The organism is Mesorhizobium sp. BR1-1-15 (assembly GCF_020165475.1).
Taxonomy (GTDB): Bacteria; Pseudomonadota; Alphaproteobacteria; order Rhizobiales; family Rhizobiaceae; genus Mesorhizobium.
The window spans coordinates 116983-140620 of record NZ_JAIUIF010000011.1 but is presented as its reverse complement, the minus strand read 5'-3'; the positions used below and the strand labels follow the sequence as shown (position 1 = coordinate 140620).

The following is a 23638-nucleotide window of genomic DNA, read 5'->3' as shown; positions in this document are numbered from 1 at the left end:
CTTTCATGTCGCGGCCGCCAATCGGCCAACCGCGAATCTTATATTAACGACCGGGGATCGTTCCGCCTACCACCGTTGTGACGGGAGTTTTACAGCACAGAAATCGGGCACCTCGGCCTTCCCATGTTAGGTGGATGCAGGAGGGCCAAAGATCAAGAGTTAACATCGCCGGCTTTCCATTCCATCACGAAGGTCGCACGCCCCTCATGGCAAAACGGCGCCCCGAGGGCGCCGTTCCACAAAAATATGGGCTCAAGTGGCATGTCAGGCGCTGACATTGCCCTTCTTTTCCTTCTGTTCGGAATAGATGTAGAGCGGCCGGGCGCTGCCGGTCACCACTTCTTCCGAAATCACCACTTCGCGCACGCCTTCGAGCGCCGGCAGTTCGAACATGGTGTCGAGCAGGATCGCTTCCATGATGGAGCGCAGGCCACGCGCGCCGGTCTTGCGCTCGATGGCGCGCTTGGCGATCGCAGACAATGCGTTCTCGTGGAAGGTCAGGTCGACATTCTCCATCTCGAACAGCCGCTGGTATTGCTTGACCAGTGCGTTCTTCGGTTCGGTCAGGATCTGGATCAGCGCCGGCTCGTCGAGGTCTTCCAGCGTCGCCAGGACCGGCAGACGGCCGACAAACTCGGGAATGAGGCCGAACTTCAAGAGATCCTCTGGCTCCACAAGGCGGAAGACATCGCCGGTGCGGCGATCCTCGGGCGATGCCACGGTGGCGCCGAAGCCGATCGAGGTCTTGCGGCCACGATCCGATATGATCTTATCCAGCCCGGCGAAGGCGCCGCCGCAGATAAACAGGATGTTGGCGGTGTCGACCTGCAGGAACTCCTGCTGCGGATGTTTCCTGCCGCCCTGTGGCGGTACCGAGGCGACAGTGCCTTCCATGATCTTCAACAGCGCCTGCTGCACGCCCTCGCCCGACACGTCGCGGGTGATGGAGGGGTTATCGGACTTGCGCGAGATCTTGTCGATCTCGTCGATGTAGACGATGCCGCGCTGGGCGCGTTCGACATTGTAGTCGGCCGACTGCAACAGCTTCAGGATGATGTTCTCGACGTCCTCGCCGACATAGCCGGCCTCGGTCAGCGTCGTGGCATCGGCCATGGTGAAGGGCACGTCGATGATGCGGGCCAGCGTCTGCGCCAGCAGCGTCTTGCCGCAACCGGTCGGGCCGATCAACAGGATGTTGGACTTGGCCAGTTCGACATCGTTGTTCTTGCCGGCATGGGCGAGGCGCTTGTAGTGATTGTGGACGGCCACCGAAAGCACGCGCTTGGCGTACGGCTGGCCGATAACGTAGTCGTCGAGAACCTTGAGGATCTCCTGCGGGGTCGGCACACCCTCGCGCGACTTCACCATCGAGGTCTTGTTCTCCTCGCGGATGATGTCCATGCACAGCTCGACGCATTCGTCGCAGATGAAGACCGTCGGGCCGGCGATCAGCTTGCGCACCTCATGCTGGCTTTTGCCGCAAAACGAGCAATAAAGCGTGTTCTTGGAATCGCCGCTGTTGTTGCCGACTTTGCTCATTTTCATGTCCTTTCATGGCCGCCCGCCGATGGTCTGGCTGAAAGGGCGCATACTCTATTTATCGCGGGAATCCGCCGCCGCCAGTATCCCGGCTCCCGCAACGTATTCCGTACGAAACACAAATCAGAAAACGTGGCAATGATTCGCAGCAACCCCACACAAAGCTAAGCCGTCGAAAATCAACATAGCCTTAACGTAGGCAATCCCGATCGTCGAGGGAACAGCCAATTGTGGCCGAAATGCCGCAAGACGCGCCAAAAGCGCGTGATGCCGCCATCCAACTGCCAATATGCCGTTATGCCAGCGCCCCTTCGGCCGCTTCGCGCGACGAAATGACCTTGTCGATCAGGCCGAAGTCCTTGGCCTCGTCCGCGGTCATGAAATGGTCACGGTCGAGCGTCTTTTCAATCTCGTCGTAGCTCTTGCCGGTGTGCTTGACGTACACCTCGTTGAGGCGGCGCTTCAGTTTGATGATGTCCTGGGCATGACGCTCGATGTCGGACGCCTGGCCCTGGAAGCCGCCGGACGGCTGGTGAACCATGATGCGGGCGTTCGGCGTGGCGAAGCGCATGTCCTTGTGGCCGGCGGTCAGGAGCAGCGAGCCCATGGAGGCCGCCTGGCCGATGCACAGCGTCGACACGGCCGGCTTGATGAATTGCATGGTGTCGTAGATGGCCATGCCCGAGGTGACGACGCCACCGGGCGAATTGATGTAGAGGTTGATTTCCTTCTTCGGATTCTCGGCTTCCAGGAACAGAAGCTGCGCGCAGACCAGCGTCGCCATGCCGTCCTCGACCGGACCGGTGATGAAAATGATGCGCTCCTTGAGGAGGCGCGAGAAAATGTCGTAGGCCCGCTCGCCGCGATTGGTCTGTTCGACCACCATCGGAACGAGGTTCATGTAGGTTTCGACGGGGTTCTTCATTCGTTATCTCTTGTCTCGCGGTGGGATTCCGGCGCCGGACATGCTGGCAACTCGGGCAGAATCGGTTCTGGATCGTTATTGTGTAAATAGGATGCCGGCTCATCCTTGTGCAAGGCCGACCCCTCCTAGCCATCTGGGTAAGTCGAATCAAGCTTTCCAGGCGAGATTCGCAGCGGCGGGCGCTTCCGCAGGCTCGCGACGGCACCTGCGGCTGAAGACAGGTAGCAGTTTCTTAACCGCATCACTTAACGAAATGCGCCGAAACTGCTTTTCTCGCGGACCGCTTCCCCTACAATTCAACGTTGAACTTGTGTCCACGGTTCAACAGGGGGAATGTGATGTCCAGGAAAACCGCATGCTTCGCCATGGCCGGGCTGACCATGCTTGGCTCGATTTCGCAGACGGCCGCGGGCGGCCGCGCCGTCGAATGCTATGAGCCGGTCCGCACGCCTGATGTCTATGATACCGTGTATGAGGACGTGATGATCAGTCCGCCCAGCCAGCAGGTCGATTATGAAGCGCCGATCTACGGCACGCGCGAGCGCGTGGTGATGACGGTTCCGGCACAGGTGACCTATGAGGTGGTGCCCGCAATCACCCGCACCGTCTACCACACAGTCAAGGTCGACGATGGCGGCTATTCCTGGGAATGGCGCGTCATCCACGGCCGCAAGGTGCTGTGCAAGGTCCGGCACGGGGCGCGCTATGAACGCGTCGCCGAAACGGTGGTGATCCGGCCGGAGCGCACGAGGCGCACCGTCATCCCGGCGCAATATGACAGGATCGCCGAGGAGGTGCTGGTGCGACCGGAGCAAAGGCGCGTCGTCGACATTCCCGCCGCCTACCAGACCGTCGCGCGGCGCGTGCTGGTGCGCGAAGGCTCATCCGGCTGGCGGCGCGTGCATATTCCCAGGCATTGCCAGGACTGAATTCAGGCGATTTCGGCTCGCAACCAACGTTTCAGGCCGGCAATATCGCCATCATCGACAGCCGCCGCCACGCGCCGGCCGACCGCCGCGCCGAACTTGTAGCCATGGCCCGAGCAGGCCGAGACGATCAGGCATTTGCCCGTCTCATGCGCCAGGAATTTCTCATCGTCCGTGAATGTATAGGCGCAGGTGACCACTTCGGTCACCTCATACTCCTCGATGCGGGCGATCGGCGGCGAAAACAGGTTGCGAATCGCCTCGCCCTCGCCCGGCACCGGCTCCCGGTTCCAGTCGGCGTCGCTGGTCGGCACCCTGTGCAGGCCTGAACCGAATTTCATGCCGGCACCTCGGGTCAGCGGGATCATGTAACCGTCGGTCTTGCCACCTACATCGAGGACTACGGGCGCAACTTCCCAGACGGCCTTGAGGTCCGCCGGCGGTTCGACATAGGCGAGCGCGGTTCGGTACGTCTTCAGTTCGCCGCCGAGTTCGGGGAACAGTTTCAGCACCCAGGCGCCCGCAGCGACGACGATGCGGTCGGCCTGCATCGTCTCGCCGGACGCGAGCACGATATGCCCTGCCTCGGAGTCGACCGCCGTCACCTTGCTGTTCTCGTAGACGTTGGCGCCGTTGGCGCGCAGCCACTTGGCCAGGCCGGACGCGATCTTGCGGCAATGCAGCGCGCCGCCTTCCGGCGAAAAATAGGCGTAGCGGAACGAGCCCGGCTCCAGGAAAGGCCAGCGTTCGACCGCGGCATCAGGTTCCAGCAGGTCGAACGGATAGTTTCCCTCCTCCAGCCCTTCCCGGTATTCCTCGGCTTCGTCGCCCGGCTCGCGCGAGACGCAGAGGAAGCCCCTGGAATCGAGATGGTTCTCGCCGAGGTCGGCCCACATCTCGTCCCAGGCTTCATAGGCCTCGCCGATCAGCCGGCCGTAGCCGGTCCCGGCCCGGTAGGCACGGCGAATGATGCGGTGATGGTCGCCGGATGCCGCCAACGGATTGGGGATCGGCCCCTGCTCGACGATGGAAGCGCTATGGCCGGCCTTGACCAGCGACCATGCGGTGGAGAGACCGGCGATGCCCGCGCCGACAACGATCACATTCATCAAATCAGACTTTCCGCAGCCGTTGCGGCTGGCTCAACGCATTGGATTGCGGGCGCCAACATACGGTCTGGAACCAGGCTGGCAAGCCGCGCTATTGGTCTGGCATGACCAAATCGACGCCATCCTACCTAGCCTTTGATCCAGCGACCCGTCGCCTGAGGCTTGACCCGCACGAGTGGGCTTTCTTCCAGGATCCGTACGAGGCCTACACGTTCCTGCACGATGCATCGAACGTCTTTTTCTGGGAAGAATTCGGATTCTGGTGCTTTGGCGGCTTCGACGACGTCAACAAGCTGTTGCGCGACCGCCGCTTCGGCCGCCAGAACCCGGCGGGCATTCCCGACAGTCGTGGCATCGGCCGGGATAGAACACATCTCAAGGCATTCGACGGCATCGAAGCCAATTCCATGCTGGAACTGGAGCCGCCGGTACACACGCGGCTTCGAACACTGGTCAACCGCGCCTTCGTGTCGCGCCAGGTCGAGCGGCTGCGGCCGCGCGTGGAGGCACTCGCCAACGAACTGATCGATCGTTTCGAGCCGGGCAAGCAAGTCGACCTGCTGCCCGCCTTCGCTTCTCCCCTGCCCATCACCATCATTGCCGAGATGCTCGGCGTGCCGGTCGAAATGGGACCGCAACTGCTCGACTGGTCACATCGAATGGTCGCCATGTACGTGCATGGCCGCACTCGCGAGATCGAGGAGACGGCCAATCGCGCGACTCAGGATTTCGCCGATTTCCTGCGCGGCACCATCGCCGAACGGCGCAAAAATCCCGGCGACGACCTGCTGTCGCTGCTGATCTCGGCGCAGGAGGGCGGCCAAAAATTGTCGGAAGACGAAATGGTGTCCTCGGCGATCCTGCTGCTCAATGCCGGCCACGAAGCGACCGTGCACCAGACCGGCAATGCGGTGCGCTCGATCTTGGCGCAAGGCGGCGACCCGCGCCGTTTCTTCACCTCAGCCGAGGCAACGGCGGCCGCTGTCGAGGAATGCCTGCGTTTCGACGCGCCGCTGCACATGTTCACCCGCTACGCCTACCAGGAGATCGAAATCGCTCCCGGGATCGTCGTGCAGCCCGGCCAGACGATCGGCCTGCTGCTTGGCATGGCCAACCATGACCCTCATGCCTTTGCCGAGCCGCGAGCCTTCCGGCCGGATCGTGCCGACCAGAAGAACGTGTCGTTCGGCGCCGGCATCCATTTCTGCATCGGCGCGCCCCTGGCCAGGCTCGAATTGCAGGTGTCGCTGAAAACATTGTTCGAGCGGCACCCAAAGCTTCGTCTTGCCGAAAGCCCAAGCTTCCGCGACACGTATCACTTCCACGGGCTGGAAGCGCTCACCGTCGGCTTCTGAAGGAGCGCAGGCCTGAGCTGTGAGTTGCGCGCAGCAAAGTGATCACAGCCTGATCACATACTCCTTGCGGGTGGTTTCAAGCACTTCCCAGCTTCCCTTAAAGCCAGGCCGCAGCACGAAGCTGTCGCCGGCCCTGACGGTGCGCGCTTCGCCACCCTCCTCTTCGATCACCGAAACGCCGGAAAGGATGTGACAGAATTCCCATTCGTCGTAGACGATGCGCCACTTGCCCGGAGTCGATTCCCAGATACCGGCATAAAGACCGCCTTCGCGCTCCTCGACGTTCCAGGTGCGGAATTTCGGATCGCCCGAGATCAGGCGATCGGGCGCCGGCGCGCCTTCTTCGGCGTCGACAGAGTCCGTCGATATCGTCAGGTAATGCGCGGACAGGATTTGCCTCCATGAAAGAACCGGCCTCGGGCCGGCTCGCCCTACCCCGGCGCTTTGCGCCGACCCTCCAACGAGGGAGAGAATAGATCAAACTTTGGCGAGTGCCTGTTCGAGGTCGGCGACGATGTCGGTGACGTCCTCGATGCCGATGGACAGCCGCACCGTGTCCGGTCCCGCACCCGCCTTGACCTTCTGCTCGTCGGACAGCTGTCGGTGCGTGGTCGACGCCGGATGGATGACCAACGACTTGGTGTCGCCGACATTGGCCAAGTGCGAGAACAACTCCAACGCTTCGACGAATTTGACGCCGGCCTCGTAACCGCCCTTGAGGCCGAAGGTGAAGACCGCGCCGGCGCCTTGCGGCGAGTATTTCTTTTGCAGGGCGTTGTTCTTGTCGCTGGGAAGGCCGGGATAGTTGACCCAGGCCACCTTGGGATGGTTGGACAGCCAGCCCGCGACGGTGATCGCATTGTCGCAATGGCGCTGCATGCGCAGCGGCAAGGTTTCGAGGCCTGTCAGAATGAGAAAGGCGTTGAACGGCGAGATCGCCGGGCCAAGATCGCGCAGGCCAAGCACGCGCGCGGCGATGGCGAAGGCGAAATTGCCGAAGGTTTCGTGCAGCACCAGGCCGCCATATTCGGGGCGCGGTTCCGACAGCATCGGGTACTTCCCTGATTTCGACCAGTCGAACGTGCCGCCATCAACGATGGCGCCGCCGATCGAGTTGCCGTGACCGCCAATGAACTTGGTCAGCGAATGGACTACAATGTCGGCGCCGTGCTCGATCGGCCGGATCAGGTAGGGCGAGGCCAGGGTGTTGTCGACGATCAGCGGCAGGCCATGCTTGCGCGCGATGTCGCCGATCTTCTCTATGTCGACGAAGGTGCCGCCGGGATTGGCCAGACTCTCGATGAAGATCGCCTTGGTCTTGTCATCGATCTGGCTCTCGAAGGTTGACGGATCGTTCGCTTCGGCCCAGCGCACCTCCCAGCCAAAGTTCTTGAAGGCATGGCCGAACTGGTTGATCGAACCGCCATAGAGCTTGTTGGCGGCGACGAAATTGTCGCCCGGCTGCAACAGATTGTGGAACACGATTACCTGGGCGGCGTGGCCGGACGCGACCGCCAGGGCGGCCGTGCCGCCCTCGAGCGCCGCTATGCGTTCTTCGAGCACCGCCTGCGTCGGGTTCATGATGCGGGTGTAGATGTTGCCGAAGGCCTTTAGCCCGAACAGCGAGGCGGCATGATCGGCGTCGTCGAAAACAAAGGAGGTCGTCTGGTAGATCGGCGTGGCGCGTGCGCCGGTGGCCGGATCGGGTTTGGCGCCGGCATGGACGGCGAGCGTGTTGAAACCGGGCGTGCGGGTCACTGAAACCTCCCTCGAACAAAACTTCTGAAATTCGCCGGCCATTCTTGGCCAAGCTCGACCACGAATGCAAAGAAGAAAATACCCTTCGGCGTGTCATCTTCGACCAAATAGCAGGAAAATACGGCTCCTGCCGGAATAATTTTGCGCCTTCCCCTTGTCTATTTTTGCCGCACGCCGAAACTCTGGAACCCCGACCGCATCAGCGGCTTCTTCGACGACAGCACACCGGAATTGACCCCGGTCCAGCCGATCTCGCCGGACAGCTTGCCGTATTCGATCTTGGGGCAGCGGTTCATCACCACCTTGATGCCGGCGGCTTCGGCGCGCGCGGCGGCTTCGTCGTGGCGCACGCCGAGTTGCATCCAGATCACTTTCGGCAGGGGATCGAGCTTCAGTACCTGGTCGACAACGCCGGCCACCGCCGCCGAGGCGCGAAAGATGTCGACCATGTCGATGGGCTGGGCAATCTCGGCAAGGCTGCCATAGACCGTACGGCCGAGTATCTCCTTGCCAGCATGGCCCGGATTGATGGGGAACACCTCAAACCCCTTGGCCAGCAGGTATTTCAACACGAAATAGCTTGGACGAACGTCGTTGGCGGACGCGCCGACCATGGCGATGGTCTTCACCGAATTGAGGATGCCGGCGATGTAGGCGTTGTCATAGCTATCGTGATTCATGGCTCGTCCTCATACAACGCCTCGGCGAGAAAGCCATCAGGATCACTGCTGAAATCGCGCATCATGCGGAAGTGGTCCGTATCACGAAAATCGGTCGAATCTAGCCCGAACCGGCTGATGCGGAACAGCCGCGCGCCTGGACAGGCCATCAGCAGCGGCGAATGCGTCGCCATGATCACTTGCGCAGTGCCCGACCGATCCATGCGCCGCAGCATCTTGAGAAGTTCGATCTGGCGCGATGGAGACAGCGCACTTTCGGGCTCGTCGAGGATGTAGATGCCTTGCCTGCGGCAACGTTCCTCGAAGAAGCGGATGAACCCTTCGCCATGCGACCAGGACAGAAAGTCGGGCGGAGGTGGCTTGAACGGATCTTCCAGGGCCACCTGGTCAAGATAGCGAGCCACCGAGTAGAAGGATTCGGCGCGAAAGAACCAGCCGGCGGTGACTTTTGGCAACCAATGGCCACGGAAGGTATCTGCCAGCGCGGCACCACTCCTGTCGATGGCGCCGGAATGGTCGACAGGCCGGTAGCCCTTGCCGCCTCCGGCTTCGTCGTAACCGGCGAGCGCGCCGATCGCCTCGAGCAATGTCGATTTGCCGGTGCCGTTCTCACCGACGATGATGGTAATTGGTGTGGTGAATTCGAGTTCGAAGGCGTGACCGCGAAACAGCGGCAGGTTCCACGGGTATTTTTCCCAATCGGTCACCCGCTCGGAATCGAGCAGAATGCGCTTGAGATAGGGCGCCTTGAGCCGCGTCAACTGCCTGCGGTGAGCCATCAATCGGGCAGCGAGATCGTACCGTCTTCCGCGATCGGAAAGGCCGGGTTGTGCGCCACTTCCCAGACATGTCCGTCGGCATCGGCGAAATAGCCGTACCAGCCGCCCCAGAAGGCACGGCCTGCCGGCTTGACGATGCGGCCGCCGGCCTCTTCAGCCATCGCTAGCACCGCGTCGACTTCGGCATCGGAGCGGGTGTTGTAGGCGAGATAGACGGCGGAAGGCGCCTTGGCGAAGGTGATGCCGGAATCCTCCTCGGCGCTGACGCGCGGGAACAGGCCGAGTATAACACCACCCATCTGGAAGAAGGCGACGCCATCGGTGATGCCGGCATGACGCTTCAGGCCCATCGTCTCGTAGAAGCGCACCGCACGATCGAGATCGTCGGTGGCGATGGTGATGATGGAGATGCGCGGCTCCATGACTTTCGTCCCTATTCGTCGATCCATTCCGGCTTGCGTTTGCCGATGAAGGCGCCGATGCCCTCCTGGGCGTCACGCGCCAGCATGTTCTCGACCATGACCCGGCCGGTATAGGCATAGGCATCCGCCAGCCCCATCTCGGCCTGCGCATAAAACGCTTCCTTGCCGGTCTTCAGCACCGAAGGCGATTTTGAAGCAATGGTTTGCGCGTATTTGTTGACAATCTGATTCAGGTACTCGCGCGGCACTATGCGGTTGACCAGGCCGAACTCCTTGGCGGTCGCGGCATCGATGGTTTCGCCGGTCAGGAGCATTTCCATGGCGTGCTTGCGCGAGACGTTGCGAGACAGCGCCACCATCGGCGTCGAGCAGAACAGGCCGATATTGACGCCCGGCGTGCAGAACGTCGCCTCATGCGAGGCGATGGCGAGGTCACAACTGGCGACAAGCTGCAGGCCGGCGGCGGTGGCCAGGCCATCGACCTCGGCGATCACCGGCTTGGGGTGGCGCACGATCGCCTGCATCAGCGTGGCGCAGGCGGCAAACGTCTCTTCGAAGAAGGCCTTGCCGCGATCGGTGTCGGCGCGGCGCGCTGTCATCTCCTTCAGATCGTGGCCGGCGCAGAATACCTTTCCGGCCGCCGACAGCACTATGACGCGAACGGCCTTGTCGGCCCTGGCACGGTCCAGTTCCTCCGTCAGCGCCGCCATCACCGCCAGGGAAAGCGCGTTCGCGGGGGGATTGGCAAGCGTCAGGCGCAGCACGCCCTCGTCGCGGCTAGCCGCAACCGGCCCTTCAACTGCGACAGGCTTGATGGCAAGGATTTCGGCCATGGCTAAGGTCTCCGCGATTCCATTCCGCTGGCAGCGTATCTAATATCGGCTGGGGTTTCATCAACACCGTATCGCTTGCGCCAGTAGGATGAAGGTGTTGCCAGAAACGCGCCGCTTCGCCCATACAGGCTTGGCGCAGAATGAGGACCGAGATGCCCGCCCAGACCAAGCTCGAGCCGGTGCTGACAGCAGCCCAGGTCAATGCGCTGATGGAAACCGTGTTTCCGCAGCTCAACGAAAAGGGCGCGGCCTTTGAGGCAACCGACGTGTTCCCCGGCGGCTGCACCGTGCGGCTCAATGCCGGCGAACGGCATTTGCGTCCCGGCGGTACGGTGTCCGGCCCTGCCTTGTTCACGCTGGCCGACATTGGCGGGTATGTTTGCGTGCTCAGCCATGCCGGGCCGGATGCGCTCTCGGTCACCACCAATCTCAACATCAATTTCGTCCGCAAGGCCGAGGCAGGACCGATCGATGGCCATTGCCGCATCCTGAAGCTCGGAAAGAACCTGATGGTCTTCGACATCGACATCGTCGCTGGCCCGGACGGGCAGACAGTGGCGCACGCCACTGGAACCTATTCGATCCCGCCGAAACGCTGACACGGAGAAGGCCGATCCGGCATCCTGGCCGGAACTCCCGATCGACACGTCCGTTTTGCGGCATGCCCGATCTGAGCACATACCTTGCCTTTCTCGGCGCCGTGCTTGCCTACCAGCTTTCCGGCGTCGGGCCCGATATGATGCTTGTGATCAGTCGCGGCGTCGGACAGGGCTGGCGCCACGCGCTGGCGGCCGCGACGGGCTGCGTATCGGCCGGCGTCGTGCAAATTCCATTACTTGCGATGGGACTTGCCACGCTGATCACATCCTCGCCGCCTCTTTACAGCTTTCTCCAAATCGTCGGCGCCATCTATCTGATCGCCATCGGGGTCAAATTCCTGTTGGCGCGCCGGCAGGATGAAAGTCGTACCTTTGCCTTTGCCAACACCGGTGGCACTACAGCCGCTTTCCGGCAGGGCATGATCTGCAATCTCACCAATCCGACGACGCTTGCCTTCATGTTAGCGGTGCTGCCGCAATTCGTTCACCCTTGGGCCGGTCCAGCGGCGTTGCAGTTCGTCATTCTCGGCACGACTATGAAGATGATGGGAATGTTTGTCCTCGGCGCTGTCGCGCTGACCTCCGGCGCGGTCGGCGGCTGGCTGTCGCGCCGAAGCAGCTTCGTCGTGTGGCAGGGAAGGCTGGCCGGAGCCATTATGGTCGGCGTTGGCATCAGACTCCTGCTTGCAGTGACGAGTGGCCGGCGGTGAGCGAAATACCAGCCGTTTTGGCGGTAGGCCGTGTTGTAAAATAATACCACATCGTTTAACGCTTGAAATTTAACGGCTTTTCGTTTTCGTTGACTCCCAATGATGCTTGACGAGGGCTACTCTCTCCCCTATAAGCCCTCACGAAGCAGCGGCCCGCAAAGGCCGCCGTTTTGTTATTGGCGGCGGGCAAGCGCTTTTCGCCAATCCAAGCAACAAGAAACGCCTTCCTTATCGTTTGTGGATTGGGGAAGGTCCGAACCGAAAGCAGAAAACATGACAACCTTTTCGCAGAAGCCTGCGGATGTGGTGAAAAAGTGGATCCTGATCGACGCCGAAGGTCTCGTCGTCGGCCGTCTCGCCACCGTTATCGCCAATCATCTTCGCGGCAAGCACAAGCCGACCTTCACCCCGCATGTCGACGACGGCGACAATGTCATCGTCATCAATGCCGACAAGGTGGTGTTCACCGGCAAGAAGTTCACCGACAAGGTCTATTACTGGCACACCGGGCACCCCGGCGGCATCAAGGAGCGCACCGCGCGCCAACTGCTTGAAGGCCGTTTCCCCGAGCGTGTCGTCGAGAAGGCCGTCGAGCGCATGGTGCCGCGTGGCCCGCTCGGCCGTCGCCAGATGAAGAACCTGCGCGTCTATGCAGGTGCCGAGCATCCGCATGTCGCCCAGCAGCCAGAAGTGCTCGACGTGGCCAAGCTGAATTCCAAGAACAAGAAGGTCGCATAAGATGGCTGAGCTTTCCTCGCTCGCAGAACTGGGCGCCGCTACCGGCAACACCAATACGCAGGCCGCGGCACCCGTCCATGTCCAGAAGCTCGACAAGTCGGGCCGCGCCTATGCCACCGGCAAGCGCAAGAACGCCATCGCGCGTGTTTGGGTGAAGCCAGGTTCGGGCAAGATCGTCGTCAACGACAAGGAATTCGCGACCTATTTCGCGCGTCCGGTCCTGCAGATGATCCTCAACCAGCCGATCATCGCCGCCAACCGCTCGGGCCAGTACGACATCGTCGCCACCGTCATCGGCGGCGGCCTTTCGGGCCAGGCCGGCGCTGTGCGTCACGGCATCTCCAAGGCGCTGACCTATTATGAGCCGGCGCTGCGTGCCGTGCTCAAAAAGGGCGGCTTCCTGACCCGCGACAGCCGCGTCGTCGAGCGCAAGAAGTACGGCAAGGCGAAGGCCCGTCGTTCGTTCCAGTTCTCGAAGCGCTAGGCGCAGGCAGCTTCACAATCGAAAGGCCGCCTCCGGGCGGCCTTTTTGCGTTGCGCATCACTATTGAGCGGAATGGTCGGCGTCGCGGATGAACAGGAACGCGCAAAGTGCCGAGCCGGCCACCGCGAGCGCCGAGGCCAGGAATGCCAGTTGCATGCCATCGATCGTGCCCAGCGCCAAGGCGGACCCGAACAGCGCCACCCCGATCGCGCCACCCGACTGGCGCACGGTGTTGAGTACGCCCGATGCCGTTCCCGACATCTCCGCCGGAACGGAAGACAAGAGCGCGGTGGTCATGGCCGGTACGGCAAGGCCGATGCCGACCGGCAGGAACAGCAGGCGCCACAGCAGCGACAGGTAGGATGTTTCGGCCTGGATCAGCGCCATCAGTCCGAAACCGGCTGCTCCGACGAACAGGCCAACCGCCATGGGCAATCGTGGGCCATGGTTTGCGGCAATGCGCCCGGCGGCAATGTTCGACAGGGTGACCGCCGCCATGAACGGCAGGAAGGCGAGCCCTGTCATCTCGGGAGAAAAATGCCTTTCCTGCTGGAAATACAGGCTGAGCATGAAGATCGTGCCATAGAGCGTCAGGTTGACGGCCAGTCCGACAAGGCTCGTCACAGCCGGCACGCGGCTGGCAAAGAGACCGAGCGGAAACATCGGCGCCCTCGTCCGGCTCTCGACCAGCAGGAACAGGCTTGCGGCCACCGCCGCCAATACCAGTCCGCCGATGACCGGCATCGAGGTCCAGCCCGATGAACCGGTTTCGATAAAGGCGCCGGTCAGCGAAAACAGCGCCAGCACGACAAGTCCCTGCCCCACCCAGTCGATCGGCGGCCGCTCGGCCTTGAGCGGCGTTTCCTGCAGAAACCGATAAGCCATCCAGATGGCGAGAGCGCCAATGGGCAGGTTGACCAGAAAGATGCTGGCCCAGCCAAGCGACGCGACCATGAAGCCGCCGAGCACCGGCCCTGCCGACAGCGCGATGCCGCCCGCCGCCGTCCACAGCCCAACGGCGCGTGCCCGGCGCGCCTTGTCGGACGCGTAGGCGCGATTGAGGAGTGCCAGCGAACACGGCATCAGCAAGGCGGCACCCGCGCCTTGTGCAGCGCGCGCCGCAATCAGCAACCAGGCACTCTGAGCCAGGCCGCAAGCCAGCGAAGCAATGCTGAACAGCGCCATGCCGCCAACGAAAACGCGGCGAGCGCCGACCCTGTCGCCGAGGGCGCCGCCGGCGAGCAGCAGCGAGGCGAAGGCAAGCGTGTAGGCGTCGACGACCCATTGCAGGCCGCCGACCCCCATCGACAGCCCAGTACCGATCCTGTTCAGCGCGATGTTGACGATGGAGACATCAAGCTGCACGACGACGAAGCCGAGGCTGGTCGCAGCAACGGTGGCGGCATAGGCGGCAGGGCGCTTGAGAACGATGGTATCGGGCATGCCCATGGATAACGGGTTTCCCCTGACACCGTTGCGTCAGCAGGCGCCGGCCTGCGACAACAAGGCCGGAACTTCAGCCGCGGCAAATCAATTGATGCTGGCGGTCGCGGCAGGTTCGACGCGTTCGCCCGTCTCCGCATAAGGCACGCGAAACCCATTTGCCGCCAGCCAGCCTATCGCCGCCTTTGGCTCATCGGTCTGGATGATGGTGGCGCCGCGATCGGCCCAGAAGCCCCAGGCTTCACGCGGCAGGCTGGCCTGAACCGCCAGTTCATCGCCCCGGCCGCCGGCAAGGAAGCCGCCCGGCTTGTTGACGATGGCGTAGGTGTCGGCCCAGATGTGCCAGTCGCCCCTCACCGCGGCCGCGCGCATGCGCGTGCTGAACAGCGGCCCGCCAGTCTCGGTCAACGTCTCCGCGTCGGCGCGCCAGTTGATCAGCTCGATCGCGCGCGGCGCAAAAGCATGGTCGACCGTCGCGGCGAAACCGGCGTCATGCACTGCGTCGTCGGCGATGATCGGCATGAACTGGAAGCCGCCGCCGACCGCTTCCATGGCAGCCTTCACCGTAGCGATCCTGGTCTGGTTCCACAGGTTTTCCTTGACGATGACCTGGTCGGCCATGCCGAGATCTCGCGCCACCGCGACCATACCCGACAGGTCCCCAACCTCGAGCTTGTTGTCGAGATTGATGAGGATCTGGTCCCGGGTCGCCAGCAGCATCTCGCGCAGCGTCGAGACTGTCTCGTCGGTTACGGCGCCCGTGCCTTCGATCACCAGCCGGCAACTCTTCAGTTCGGCCAGCGTGTACTTAACCACCTCACCCTTGCAGGTCGTGGTGCGATCAAGCCAGCTGTCATGCATGACTACAAACTCGCCGTCCTTCGAGCGCCGGATGTCGACCTCGACGATCTCGGCGCCGATCGCGATCGAGCCTTCGACGGCGGCGAGCGAATTTTCCGCATAGAGCGTCTTGCCGGCCTGCATGCTGCCGGCGCGATGCGCGACCACCATGACGTGGTCGCGCCACTGATTGGCATGTTCGAAGCGGTCGAGGATCTGCCTCGCACGGGTTTCGCCCGCCATTGACTGGCTGGCGGAAGCCGCCAGCGTGACGGAAAACAGAAGGCTCGGCCAGAAGGTCCGCATCGAGAATCGCTCCATTCCGGATCGAACCGGGAATAGGCGATGCCCGTGACGTCTAGGTGAACGAAGCCGGCTAGCGGTTGCCAGCGATATGTCGCCTCAGATGCGTTTCGACAGTCGGCGGAACCAGGCCATCGCAGGCATCTCGACGAAACGCCAGGTAATCCAGGAGACACCTATCGTGGCAAGGAGCATGACGAGGATCGCAACGTCCCCCGCCCAGCCGGCGCCGAAGCCGGTCGCCGGCTCTCCGCGCAAGACGATGTCGCCGACAAGACCGAGGCCGAGCTTGCGCTCGACCAGGCCGGCGACATTGATCATGCGCGCCTGGACGAAGATGTGGACCATGTAGATCGAGTAGGACAGCGCGCCGAGCGTCAGAATGAGTGGGGTTCTCAGAAAGACACTGATCCAGCCCCCCTCATGAGCAAAGAGAAACAATGCCAGTGCAAACACCAGCGGTGCTGCGATCCCGGCATCATTGTCGCCCGCCAGTGCGACGAAAAGCACAATGACAGCCGCCATGACGATTTCGGCAAGGGTCCAGCTCAGCAACGGGCCGGTCCGGGCAAGCGCCTGTCGCGCGCCTGCAATGGAATCATGCTGGAACGAGGCAAGCAAGGCGCCGAGCGAGAAGCCGTACAGGCAGCGTATGAAGCCGAAATCGAAGGACACATCCATATGGTGGGTCGAGAAGCCAAGCAGAAACAGAGGCGCGGTGATGGCGGCGGCGACGAACCACACCCAGGCGCGTGCCCCGGCGGTGAAGACCACTCCCGCGAACAACAGGTAGGCGAAGAACTCCGCCGAAATGCTCCAGCTTGGCGCATTCCAAGTCAATTGGTCATCGAAGCCGACCCCCTGGAGCAGCAGCAGATTGCTAAGCAGGCTCTCGAGGCTGAAGCCGCCGGTGAAGGGAGCGGCACCGGCGCCATGCACCTGAGGCAGCATCAGCCGCAGCAGCTCGAATCCGGCAAAAGCGGCGAGCATGAGAAAGTGCAGCGGATAGATGCGGCCGAAGCGCACCAGCGCAAAGCGTGCGACCTCCCGCGGCTGGTTCAGCCGCCAGCCATAGGAGCTGGCGATGACGAAACCGGAGAGAACGAAGAAGAAGTCGACAAACAGATAGGACGAACCGACAAAGGCGCTTTGCGAGATCGTCGAAGCGGTCGGGAAGTGGAACAGCGCCACCAGCAGGGCGCAGATGCCGCGCCACGAATCGAGAACCAGGAACCGCTCACCCGCCACCGTGCCGGACTGGATCGACGCCGCGCCATGGGGAGAATCAAGAAACGCGGTCTGCGTCATGATGATACAATCCTGTCTCGCGGCGGCACCGCGCCCGCGCCGTTTCGTTTCCCCAAGCTGTGACTGGCATGTTGCGTGCCGGTTCTGTAGTTGTTGCACCCCGATGAAAACCAAGGATCCGTAATGGCGAACAAGAACATCGACCATGCCTTCACAGCCCGCTCAAAGACGGGCGCTTCGCTGGAGCCGACCTATGCCGGCGCGCTGTCGTTCATGCGACGCAGATACACGAAGGATGTGAAAGGCGCGGACGCTGTGGTTTGGGGCATCCCTTTCGATGCCGCCGTCACCAATCGGCCCGGCGCGCGTTTCGGGCCGCAGGCGATCCGCCGCGCCTCGGCAATCCTCGACAACGATCCGCAATATCCCTTTTCGCGCGATCTGTTCGAGCACCTCGCGGTGGTCGACTATGGCGATTGTCTGCTTGATACCGGCAACCACCAGAAGACGCCGGGGACGATCGAACGCGAGGCGACCAAGATCCTGAAGACAGGTGCTTTCCTGCTGTCGCTGGGCGGCGACCATTTCGTCACCTGGCCCCTGCTCAAGGCACATGCCGCAATCCATGGCCCGCTCGCTCTGGTGCAGTTCGATGCGCACCAGGATACCTGGGAGGATGACGGCAAACGCATCGACCACGGATCCTTCGTCGGCCGCGCGGTCAAGGAAGGCATTATCGATCCCGACCGCTCGATCCAGATCGGCATCCGCACCCACGCGCCCGACACGTTCGGCATCAAGATCCTCTACGGTCACGAGATCGAGGAGATGCGTGCATCCGACATCGCCTACGCCATCGTCGACAGGACGGGCGGCAAGAAGACCTATCTCACCTTTGATATCGACTGCCTTGATCCTGCCTATGCACCCGGCACTGGCACGCCGGTCGCCGGCGGGCCGTCCTCTGCAAAGATCCTGTCGACGCTGCGCCAGCTCAATCAGATCGATATTGTCGGGGCCGATGTCGTGGAGGTTGCGCCGGCCTACGATCACGCCGATATAACGGCGATTGCCGGCTCGATGATCGCCATGCAGTATCTTGGCCTGCTGGCCGAGCGGAAAGCACGGCTCGAAGAGCTGAACAACGGCAGCCACAACGGCGCCGCGGTGAATCAAGGCAACGGCATATAGTTTTCGATATCAGGGAATTTGATCAGCCAATGAAACCGAGAATCTTCATCGACGGCGAGCACGGCACCACCGGCCTCCAGATCCGGGCGCTGCTTGCCGAGCGCGGCGACCTGGAGATCATTTCAATTCCCGCCGAGCGCCGCAAGGAAACGGCGGCGCGAGCCGAATTCCTCAATGCCGCCGACGTTGCGATCCTGTGTCTCCCGGACGATGCGGCGAAGGAAAGCGTGTCGCTGATCTCCAACGAGACCACCAGGGTCATCGATGCTTCGACCGCGCATCGCGTAGCGCAAGGCTGGGAATATGGCTTTGCCGAGATGGACAAGGAGCAGGCGAAGAAGATCGGGGCGGCGAAACGCGTCGCCAATCCCGGCTGCTGGCCGCAGGGACCGATCGCGACGCTGCGGCCGCTGGTCGCCGCCGGCCTGCTGCCTGCGGATTTCCCGGTCACAGTCAACGGCATCTCGGGTTATTCGGGCGGCGGCCGCCCGATGATCGAGGACTATGTCGCCAAGGGCGGGGACGCCTCTGAATTCCTGCCCTACGGGCTCACCCTCCAGCACAAGCACGTGCCGGAGCTCAGGGCCTATGCGAAACTGTCGCACGATCCGATCATGCAGCCAGCGGTGGGTAATTTCGCGCAAGGCATGATCACGGTGGTGCCGCTGCAGCTCGGTGGCCTCGACCATGTGCCGACCGGTGCGGAACTCCATGCAGCCATCGCCGACCATTTCGCCGCCATCAAGGGCGGCGTGGTCGAAGTGGCGCCCTATGCGCATCTGGAGCGCATTCCGGAGATCGATCCGGAAATCTACAATGGCACCAACCGCATGAAGCTCTACGTCTTTGCCAATGACAAGCGCGCGCAGGCCCTGCTGCTCGCCGTTTACGACAATCTCGGCAAAGGGGCATCGGGGGCTGCCGTACAGAACATGGACCTGATGCTCGGCCTCTGATGGCGGCACCGGCATTTCCGGACCGCTGGAAGATCAGCGCGCCCGAGCTCATCGCCGAGACCTTTTCGAGCCGCATCTGGAAGGTGCGGCGCGAGGATGGCTCGCCGGCGATCGTCAAGGCGCTGAAGCCATTCGATGACGTCGCAGACGAGTTGCGCGGCGAGCATTTCCTTGCCTGGCGGCGCGGCAAAGGCGCCGTGCGGCTGCTGGGCCGCGACGGGCACTCCATGCTGCTCGAATATGCCGGGGAGACCATGCTGTCGCATGTTCTTGCCGAGCAGGGAGATTTGGCCGCCACGGAAATCGCGGCGGAGGTGATGGCAAAGCTGTTTTCGCCATCGGATCACCCCGCTCCGCCCGACCTGCAGCCGCTTCGGGAACGATTTTCCAGCCTGTTCAAGAAAGCGGAGGCCGACCGTGTCGTTGGCCGGAACAGCCTTTATGTCGAAGCGGCGGAAATCGCCGACCGGCTGCTGGGTGGTCCGCATGATGTCAGGCCGCTGCATGGCGACCTCCATCACGACAACATCATGCACGGAGCACGCGGCTGGCTGGCGATAGATCCGAAGGGCGTTCTCGGCGACCCGGGATTCGATGCCGCGAACATGTTCTACAATCCTCTTGATCGCGACGACCTTTGTCTCGATCCCCCACGGATTGCCGGGATGGCTGAAGTCTTTGCGCGAACGCTGAGCCAGACGCCGGCGGCAATACTGGATCACGCCATCGCCTATGGCTGCCTGTCGGCTTCCTGGCACCATGAGGACGACAACGCGATCGAGGAGAACCGCGAACTGTCGGTCGCAGCAGCGATCCGAACGGTACGGCTCGGCTTCTGATCCGTGCCGCCTTGCGTCAGGCGGAATTCGACGGCGACAAGACGATGGCGCAGTCGAACGTTCTGGATGTGACCGGAGAGACTCAGCGTCCGAGGGCGATCTCGTGGGGCAAGGGATATGCGCCCTTGGTGCCGCGCCAATGCGCGGCGGCGAACCCCAGCACGATCAACGCGAATCCCTGGTGGATCAGCGCCATGTGCAGCGGCACATGCATCAACAGCGTGCCGATGCCGATGGAGGCCTGCACCAGCACCAGGGCAAACAACAGCGTCGCGCGACGAGCATGCGTTGAACCGGGCAGACGGCGACGCGTGGCGATCATGTGCCACAGGGCGACGACGAACACCGTGTAGGCGCCGATCCGGTGCACGAACTGCACCGTCTTGGGGCTTTCGAAGAAATTGCGCCATGCCGGCTCCAGGATCAGCAGATCGCCGGGAATGATCTTGCCGTCCATCAGCGGCCAGGTGTTGTAGCTCAGGCCAGCGTGGAGCCCGGCGACCAGACCGCCGAGATAGATCTGGATCAGCGCCAGAAGCACTACGAGACCAGCCAGTTTCTGGGTCGAACGATCGGCCGCAGGTTCCGAATGCGGCGCCAAGCCGCGCGCGACGACCATGGTCGCCGTGAAGATCAGCGCGGCAAGCGTCAAATGGGTGGCGAGCCGGTACTGGCTGACCGAGACGCGGTCGACCAGACCGGAGGCAACCATCCACCAGCCGATGGCGCCCTGCAGACCGCCGAGAAGCAGGATGCCGACCAGCTTCGGCCCCAGTCCGCGCTCGATGCGGCGCGCCGCCCAGAAGAACAGCAGCGGCAAGGCAAAAACCAGACCGACGCTGCGCGCCAGGAGACGATGCGCCCACTCCCACCAGAAGATCGACTTGAATGCCTCGATGCTCATGCCCTTGTTGAGCTCGGCATATTGCGGGATCTGCTGATAGCGCTGGAATTCCTCTTGCCATTCGGCGTCGTTGAGCGGCGGGATGACGCCGTGGATCGGCTGCCACTCGGTGATCGACAGGCCGGACTCGGTGAGCCTTGTGGCGCCGCCGACCAGCACCAGCGCGAACAGCACCAGAAGCACGACGTAGAGCCAGCCGCGCACCAGCGCGCGGTTGTGCAGATCGCGGTCACGCGCCTCGTAAGGCGCGGCAGTAATGGCGGCCATGGATTTATCCCGGCAGGTTGAAGTCGCGGATTGGTGGACCATCGCATTCCCGCATGCAAGACCGGGCGGCGCGGCACGCCGTCGCGCCGCGTCTGTCGGGTTGCACAGCTTCGCGTCAAGGCCTATGGCGAAGCCGACACATTGAGCTGGGCCGCACTTTACCCCGGCTCCTGGAGGCCAACCATGCCCGTGCGCCTGAAAAAGCTGATCGGAATGTTCCTGCTGGTGGCGCTTGTCATCATCTATGCGCTGGTCGCATCGATCTTCGCGGTCGCCCGGCTGTCCGAGGCGGGCCCGTGGACGCATTTCCTGTTCTTCCTGCTAAGCGGCCTGCTCTGGGTGCTGCCGGCGATGGGCATCATCAAATGGCTGATGCTGGAGCCTCGGCCCAAGCGCTGAACCGTTGCCGGCCGGCCTCAGATGGTGACCACCATCTTTCCGGCATTGGCGAGCGGCGTCGTCACGCCAGACAGCATGGTGCGGATGTGGGCGAGGTTCTGATAACGGCCGTTGACCGAGATGCGCGGCAATGCGTGCAGGAAGCCGGCGTGTTCGGCGCGCAGCACGCCATGACGGGTGGTCACGGCCGAGGTGTAGCCGGCATCGCGGACAAAGCCCACTTCGCGGCAGCCGACGGCGCTGGCATAGCCGTAGGGATAGGCGAAATGGCGCGGCTCCTCGCCCAGCTCGGCTCGCAGGATGGACTTCACCCCGACGATTTCGTGCCGCGCGTCGGCTTCTGAAAGCCGCTTCAGATTGCTGTGGTTGATCGTATGAGCACCGATCGTTACGAGCGGATGCGCTGCGATCGCGCGGATCTCCGACCAAGTCATCAGCGTGTCGACGCGCGGCCGGCCGGCGGCGACGCCGTTCGCATGCGCCAGTTCGCGCAGCACGGCGCGCAGGTCCTCTTCGCGAACCTCGCTGGTGAGATAGGTGTGCAGCCGTGCGATGGCCTGGAGCTTTTTGGCCGGGCTGGTGCAGTCGATCGTCGTTTGCCCGTCGGACGTCGTCAGGGTCAGGCGATCGCCCGCGTTGACGAGATCCTCGACCACGTCCCACCACAGATCCGCAGTGCCGTTGATCAGCCCCGGAGCCACATAGATGGTGATCGGCGCGCCGTGCTTTTCCAGCACCGGCAAGGCTTCGGTCATGTTGTCGCGATAGGCGTCGTCGGCGGTGATGGCGGCGAACTGGCCGCCCTTGCGGCGCGCCGCGATACGCTCCACCGCCTCGTCCATCGAGACGAAGGCGTAGCCATCCGCCTTCAGGCCGGCAATCATGGCGTCGAGGAAGCCGGGCGCAATGTTGAGATGACGGTTGACGCTGTCGGGCTTTTCGGGCTTTGCCGTAACGCGGTGCAGCATGAGGATGGCGCCAATACCGCCGACCAGCGGTTTGGCCAGCGGTGCGAGGCCGGTATAGCGGGCGACGTTGAGCGCCAGCTTTCGGATTGCCTCCCCGCCGTCGATCATTCCTTCACCTTTTGCGCCTAGGCTGAACCAAGCACGGATACGCCTGAGCGCCCCCAAATCGGCAGCAATACGCCCTAAGGATTGAGGTATGGTTGACGCGGCCGCGTCATTTGACGGCAATCGCCTGGCGGCAATCGAAGCCCCGCCCAGTGTGCCGCCAATAGAGCCGGCTGGGCTGTCGGTTTCCACCGCTTCCGCCGATGGGCTCGCGGCCTATGCCGCGTTCTGCCGCTCCGCCGTGTTCGCGCCGGCGCAGAGCGCGGTTTGGATCCGCAACTGGGCCGCGCAGGTCGAGCCGGACCCGGTCGTGGCGATGCTGAATTGCGAAGGCAGACCGGTTTTCGCACTGGCGCTGGAGGTCGTCGGCCATGGGCCATTCCGTGTTGCGCGCTTCATGGGCGGCCGCCACGCCAATGGCAATTTCGTCGCCGCCGACCCGCAATGGCTTGCCAGGGCGGACAGTGCGGCTATTCGTTCGACCCTGGCGGCCATAGCCGAGGCTCGCCCCGACATCGATCTCGTCGCCTTCGAACGCCTGCTGCCCGACCTCGATGGCGTAGCCAACCCACTCGCCTCGTTCGATTATTTCGACAGCCCGAACCTGTCGCTCGCCGTCGACCTGGTCGGCGGTTTCGATGCACTGCTCTCTCGCGCAAACGGAAAGCGCAAACGCAAGAAGCACCGCTCGCAGACGCGCAAGTTCGAGGCCGTCGGCAGCCATCGGCGCATCGAGGCGCGGACCGTGGACGAGGTCGGCCGGCTGCTCGACGGCTTTTTCGAGATGAAGGAATCCCGCTTCCGCAGGATGGGCATCGCCAACGTCTTCGGCGACAATCAAGTGCGGGCGTTCTTCCGTGCTCTGTTCACCGAGGCGCTTGCCGAGGATAAGCCCTCCTTCGTGCTGCACGGGCTCGAGGTCGCCGGCAAGCTTCGCGCCGTGACCGGATCGAGCCGCTCGGGCAAACGGCTGATCTGCGAGTTCGGCGCGATCGCCGAGGATGACCTCGCCCACACCAGCCCCGGCGACTTCCTGTTCTTCGACAATATCCAGGAAGCCTGCGAGGCGGGTTTCGACGTCTATGATTTCTCGGTCGGCGACGAGCCGTACAAGCGTTTATGGTGCGATATCGAAACGCAGCACTTCGAGGTGCTGGTTCCGCTGACGTCGAAAGGCCGCGCACTGGCGCTGGGGCTGCGGCAAAGTGCCAGACTGAAAGCCGTCGTCAAGAACAGTCCGACGATCTGGAAGCTGACCAAGCTGCTGCGTCGCAAGGCCGCTGGCCAGGCGCCGGCGCCCGCCGAGGACGGTAGCTAA

General features: G+C 62.8%; 25 protein-coding genes. 11 read left to right on the top strand and 14 right to left on the bottom strand.

Annotated elements, in window-relative coordinates:
* Positions 1 to 264: 264 nt before the first annotated feature.
* Both clpX and clpP read right to left on the bottom strand, forming a co-directional pair.
* Positions 265 to 1539 carry an ATP-dependent Clp protease ATP-binding subunit ClpX gene (clpX, locus tag LB541_RS19555; protein WP_140493939.1) on the bottom strand — a complete coding sequence of 425 codons (1275 nt, stop codon included), beginning with the start codon at positions 1537 to 1539 and terminating at the stop codon, positions 265 to 267.
* Positions 1540 to 1834: 295 nt separating this feature from the next.
* Complete coding sequence (clpP, locus tag LB541_RS19550) at positions 1835 to 2464, bottom strand: ATP-dependent Clp endopeptidase proteolytic subunit ClpP (protein WP_027028064.1); 630 nt, start codon at positions 2462 to 2464, stop codon at positions 1835 to 1837.
* 338 nt (positions 2465 to 2802) lie between these two features.
* Here clpP and LB541_RS19545 point away from each other — a divergent pair, with 338 nt between their 5' ends.
* Positions 2803 to 3393, top strand: coding sequence for a hypothetical protein (locus LB541_RS19545; RefSeq protein ID WP_140521843.1), 591 nt, complete (start codon positions 2803 to 2805; stop codon positions 3391 to 3393).
* Between the two features lie 2 nt (positions 3394 to 3395).
* Here the strand turns inward: LB541_RS19545 and LB541_RS19540 are convergent, their stop codons facing one another.
* Entirely contained in the window at positions 3396 to 4499 is a 1104-nt protein-coding gene (locus LB541_RS19540; RefSeq protein ID WP_140656093.1) for an NAD(P)/FAD-dependent oxidoreductase, read from the bottom strand.
* A gap of 104 nt (positions 4500 to 4603) precedes the next feature.
* Here LB541_RS19540 and LB541_RS19535 point away from each other — a divergent pair, with 104 nt between their 5' ends.
* The gene (locus tag LB541_RS19535; RefSeq protein WP_140583434.1) at positions 4604 to 5854 is read left to right on the top strand and encodes a cytochrome P450; all 1251 of its coding nucleotides are present in this window, start codon (positions 4604 to 4606) and stop codon (positions 5852 to 5854) included.
* Between the two features lie 42 nt (positions 5855 to 5896).
* Here LB541_RS19535 and LB541_RS19530 read toward each other — a convergent pair whose 3' ends face one another.
* The 6 genes from LB541_RS19530 to LB541_RS19505 form a co-directional block, all read right to left on the bottom strand.
* Complete coding sequence (locus tag LB541_RS19530; RefSeq protein WP_263488154.1) at positions 5897 to 6244, bottom strand: cupin domain-containing protein; 348 nt, start codon at positions 6242 to 6244, stop codon at positions 5897 to 5899.
* Between the two features lie 87 nt (positions 6245 to 6331).
* A complete protein-coding gene (locus LB541_RS19525; RefSeq protein ID WP_140493947.1) occupies positions 6332 to 7612 on the bottom strand; it encodes an O-acetylhomoserine aminocarboxypropyltransferase in 1281 nt (426 codons plus the stop codon).
* A 158-nt stretch (positions 7613 to 7770) separates the two neighbouring features.
* Positions 7771 to 8292, bottom strand: a complete 522-nt coding sequence (locus tag LB541_RS19520) for a CoA-binding protein (protein WP_140493949.1) — start codon at positions 8290 to 8292, stop codon at positions 7771 to 7773.
* Positions 8289 to 9071, bottom strand: coding sequence for an AAA family ATPase (locus tag LB541_RS19515; protein ID WP_140521833.1), 783 nt, complete (start codon positions 9069 to 9071; stop codon positions 8289 to 8291). The genes LB541_RS19520 and LB541_RS19515 overlap by 4 nt, the downstream gene beginning before the upstream one ends.
* Entirely contained in the window at positions 9071 to 9493 is a 423-nt protein-coding gene (locus LB541_RS19510; protein WP_140521831.1) for a VOC family protein, read from the bottom strand. Before LB541_RS19510 ends, LB541_RS19515 begins: the two co-directional genes overlap by 1 nt.
* Positions 9494 to 9504: 11 nt before the next feature.
* Entirely contained in the window at positions 9505 to 10326 is an 822-nt protein-coding gene (locus LB541_RS19505; protein WP_140670017.1) for an enoyl-CoA hydratase, read from the bottom strand.
* Positions 10327 to 10478: 152 nt separating this feature from the next.
* On the opposite strand from LB541_RS19505, the gene LB541_RS19500 reads away from it, so the two are divergent.
* The 4 genes from LB541_RS19500 (at position 10479) to rpsI (ending at position 12857) form a co-directional block, all read left to right on the top strand.
* Positions 10479 to 10925, top strand: a complete 447-nt coding sequence (locus tag LB541_RS19500; RefSeq protein WP_140670019.1) for a PaaI family thioesterase — start codon at positions 10479 to 10481, stop codon at positions 10923 to 10925.
* A gap of 62 nt (positions 10926 to 10987) precedes the next feature.
* Positions 10988 to 11635, top strand: coding sequence for a LysE family translocator (locus tag LB541_RS19495; protein WP_140670020.1), 648 nt, complete (start codon positions 10988 to 10990; stop codon positions 11633 to 11635).
* 273 nt (positions 11636 to 11908) lie between these two features.
* On the top strand, positions 11909 to 12373 hold the full coding sequence (gene rplM / locus LB541_RS19490) for a 50S ribosomal protein L13 (RefSeq protein WP_010915638.1): 465 nt from the start codon (positions 11909 to 11911) through the stop codon (positions 12371 to 12373).
* Position 12374: 1 nt separating this feature from the next.
* Positions 12375 to 12857, top strand: coding sequence for a 30S ribosomal protein S9 (rpsI, locus tag LB541_RS19485; protein WP_140493960.1), 483 nt, complete (start codon positions 12375 to 12377; stop codon positions 12855 to 12857).
* A gap of 60 nt (positions 12858 to 12917) precedes the next feature.
* Here the strand turns inward: rpsI and LB541_RS19480 are convergent, their stop codons facing one another.
* From LB541_RS19480 to LB541_RS19470, 3 genes are all read right to left on the bottom strand, one after another.
* A complete protein-coding gene (locus LB541_RS19480) occupies positions 12918 to 14306 on the bottom strand; it encodes an MFS transporter (RefSeq protein ID WP_224619368.1) in 1389 nt (462 codons plus the stop codon).
* A gap of 81 nt (positions 14307 to 14387) precedes the next feature.
* Complete coding sequence (locus LB541_RS19475; RefSeq protein WP_224619366.1) at positions 14388 to 15446, bottom strand: glycerophosphodiester phosphodiesterase family protein; 1059 nt, start codon at positions 15444 to 15446, stop codon at positions 14388 to 14390.
* A 96-nt stretch (positions 15447 to 15542) separates the two neighbouring features.
* On the bottom strand, positions 15543 to 16751 hold the full coding sequence (locus tag LB541_RS19470; protein ID WP_140493964.1) for an acyltransferase family protein: 1209 nt from the start codon (positions 16749 to 16751) through the stop codon (positions 15543 to 15545).
* 123 nt (positions 16752 to 16874) lie between these two features.
* Between LB541_RS19470 and speB the strand changes: the two genes are divergently transcribed.
* The 3 genes from speB to LB541_RS19455 are packed head-to-tail and all read left to right on the top strand — an operon-like array spanning position 16875 to position 19677.
* Positions 16875 to 17882, top strand: coding sequence for an agmatinase (gene speB / locus LB541_RS19465; RefSeq protein WP_140521821.1), 1008 nt, complete (start codon positions 16875 to 16877; stop codon positions 17880 to 17882).
* Between the two features lie 29 nt (positions 17883 to 17911).
* A complete protein-coding gene (argC, locus tag LB541_RS19460) occupies positions 17912 to 18838 on the top strand; it encodes an N-acetyl-gamma-glutamyl-phosphate reductase (RefSeq protein WP_224619364.1) in 927 nt (308 codons plus the stop codon).
* The gene (locus LB541_RS19455; RefSeq protein WP_224619398.1) at positions 18835 to 19677 is read left to right on the top strand and encodes an aminoglycoside phosphotransferase family protein; all 843 of its coding nucleotides are present in this window, start codon (positions 18835 to 18837) and stop codon (positions 19675 to 19677) included. Before argC ends, LB541_RS19455 begins: the two co-directional genes overlap by 4 nt.
* A gap of 82 nt (positions 19678 to 19759) precedes the next feature.
* Here the strand turns inward: LB541_RS19455 and LB541_RS19450 are convergent, their stop codons facing one another.
* Positions 19760 to 20848, bottom strand: a complete 1089-nt coding sequence (locus LB541_RS19450) for a COX15/CtaA family protein (RefSeq protein ID WP_224619362.1) — start codon at positions 20846 to 20848, stop codon at positions 19760 to 19762.
* A gap of 183 nt (positions 20849 to 21031) precedes the next feature.
* On the opposite strand from LB541_RS19450, the gene LB541_RS19445 reads away from it, so the two are divergent.
* A complete protein-coding gene (locus tag LB541_RS19445) occupies positions 21032 to 21247 on the top strand; it encodes a DUF2842 domain-containing protein (RefSeq protein ID WP_140522178.1) in 216 nt (71 codons plus the stop codon).
* 17 nt (positions 21248 to 21264) lie between these two features.
* On the opposite strand, the gene LB541_RS19440 is transcribed toward LB541_RS19445, so the two are convergent.
* Positions 21265 to 22323, bottom strand: coding sequence for a polysaccharide deacetylase family protein (locus tag LB541_RS19440; RefSeq protein WP_224619360.1), 1059 nt, complete (start codon positions 22321 to 22323; stop codon positions 21265 to 21267).
* 88 nt (positions 22324 to 22411) lie between these two features.
* Here LB541_RS19440 and LB541_RS19435 point away from each other — a divergent pair, with 88 nt between their 5' ends.
* Positions 22412 to 23638 carry a GNAT family N-acetyltransferase gene (locus tag LB541_RS19435; protein ID WP_140515724.1) on the top strand — a complete coding sequence of 409 codons (1227 nt, stop codon included), beginning with the start codon at positions 22412 to 22414 and terminating at the stop codon, positions 23636 to 23638.

Excerpts from the sequence above, each read along its gene's own strand:
- clpX (WP_140493939.1), bottom strand. The coding sequence starts at position 1,539 with ATGAGCAAAGTCGGCAACAACAGCGGCGATTCCAAGAACACGCTTTAT.
- clpP (WP_027028064.1), bottom strand. The coding sequence starts at position 2,464 with ATGAAGAACCCCGTCGAAACCTACATGAACCTCGTTCCGATGGTGGTC.
- LB541_RS19545 (WP_140521843.1), top strand. The coding sequence starts at position 2,803 with ATGTCCAGGAAAACCGCATGCTTCGCCATGGCCGGGCTGACCATGCTT.
- LB541_RS19540 (WP_140656093.1), bottom strand. The coding sequence starts at position 4,499 with ATGAATGTGATCGTTGTCGGCGCGGGCATCGCCGGTCTCTCCACCGCA.
- LB541_RS19535 (WP_140583434.1), top strand. The coding sequence starts at position 4,604 with ATGACCAAATCGACGCCATCCTACCTAGCCTTTGATCCAGCGACCCGT.
- LB541_RS19520 (WP_140493949.1), bottom strand. The coding sequence starts at position 8,292 with ATGAATCACGATAGCTATGACAACGCCTACATCGCCGGCATCCTCAAT.
- LB541_RS19515 (WP_140521833.1), bottom strand. The coding sequence starts at position 9,071 with ATGGCTCACCGCAGGCAGTTGACGCGGCTCAAGGCGCCCTATCTCAAG.
- LB541_RS19510 (WP_140521831.1), bottom strand. The coding sequence starts at position 9,493 with ATGGAGCCGCGCATCTCCATCATCACCATCGCCACCGACGATCTCGAT.
- LB541_RS19505 (WP_140670017.1), bottom strand. The coding sequence starts at position 10,326 with ATGGCCGAAATCCTTGCCATCAAGCCTGTCGCAGTTGAAGGGCCGGTT.
- LB541_RS19500 (WP_140670019.1), top strand. The coding sequence starts at position 10,479 with ATGCCCGCCCAGACCAAGCTCGAGCCGGTGCTGACAGCAGCCCAGGTC.
- LB541_RS19495 (WP_140670020.1), top strand. The coding sequence starts at position 10,988 with ATGCCCGATCTGAGCACATACCTTGCCTTTCTCGGCGCCGTGCTTGCC.
- rplM (WP_010915638.1), top strand. The coding sequence starts at position 11,909 with ATGACAACCTTTTCGCAGAAGCCTGCGGATGTGGTGAAAAAGTGGATC.
- rpsI (WP_140493960.1), top strand. The coding sequence starts at position 12,375 with ATGGCTGAGCTTTCCTCGCTCGCAGAACTGGGCGCCGCTACCGGCAAC.
- LB541_RS19480 (WP_224619368.1), bottom strand. The coding sequence starts at position 14,306 with ATGGGCATGCCCGATACCATCGTTCTCAAGCGCCCTGCCGCCTATGCC.
- LB541_RS19475 (WP_224619366.1), bottom strand. The coding sequence starts at position 15,446 with ATGCGGACCTTCTGGCCGAGCCTTCTGTTTTCCGTCACGCTGGCGGCT.
- LB541_RS19470 (WP_140493964.1), bottom strand. The coding sequence starts at position 16,751 with ATGACGCAGACCGCGTTTCTTGATTCTCCCCATGGCGCGGCGTCGATC.
- speB (WP_140521821.1), top strand. The coding sequence starts at position 16,875 with ATGGCGAACAAGAACATCGACCATGCCTTCACAGCCCGCTCAAAGACG.
- argC (WP_224619364.1), top strand. The coding sequence starts at position 17,912 with ATGAAACCGAGAATCTTCATCGACGGCGAGCACGGCACCACCGGCCTC.
- LB541_RS19450 (WP_224619362.1), bottom strand. The coding sequence starts at position 20,848 with ATGGCCGCCATTACTGCCGCGCCTTACGAGGCGCGTGACCGCGATCTG.
- LB541_RS19445 (WP_140522178.1), top strand. The coding sequence starts at position 21,032 with ATGCCCGTGCGCCTGAAAAAGCTGATCGGAATGTTCCTGCTGGTGGCG.
- LB541_RS19440 (WP_224619360.1), bottom strand. The coding sequence starts at position 22,323 with ATGATCGACGGCGGGGAGGCAATCCGAAAGCTGGCGCTCAACGTCGCC.
- LB541_RS19435 (WP_140515724.1), top strand. The coding sequence starts at position 22,412 with ATGGTTGACGCGGCCGCGTCATTTGACGGCAATCGCCTGGCGGCAATC.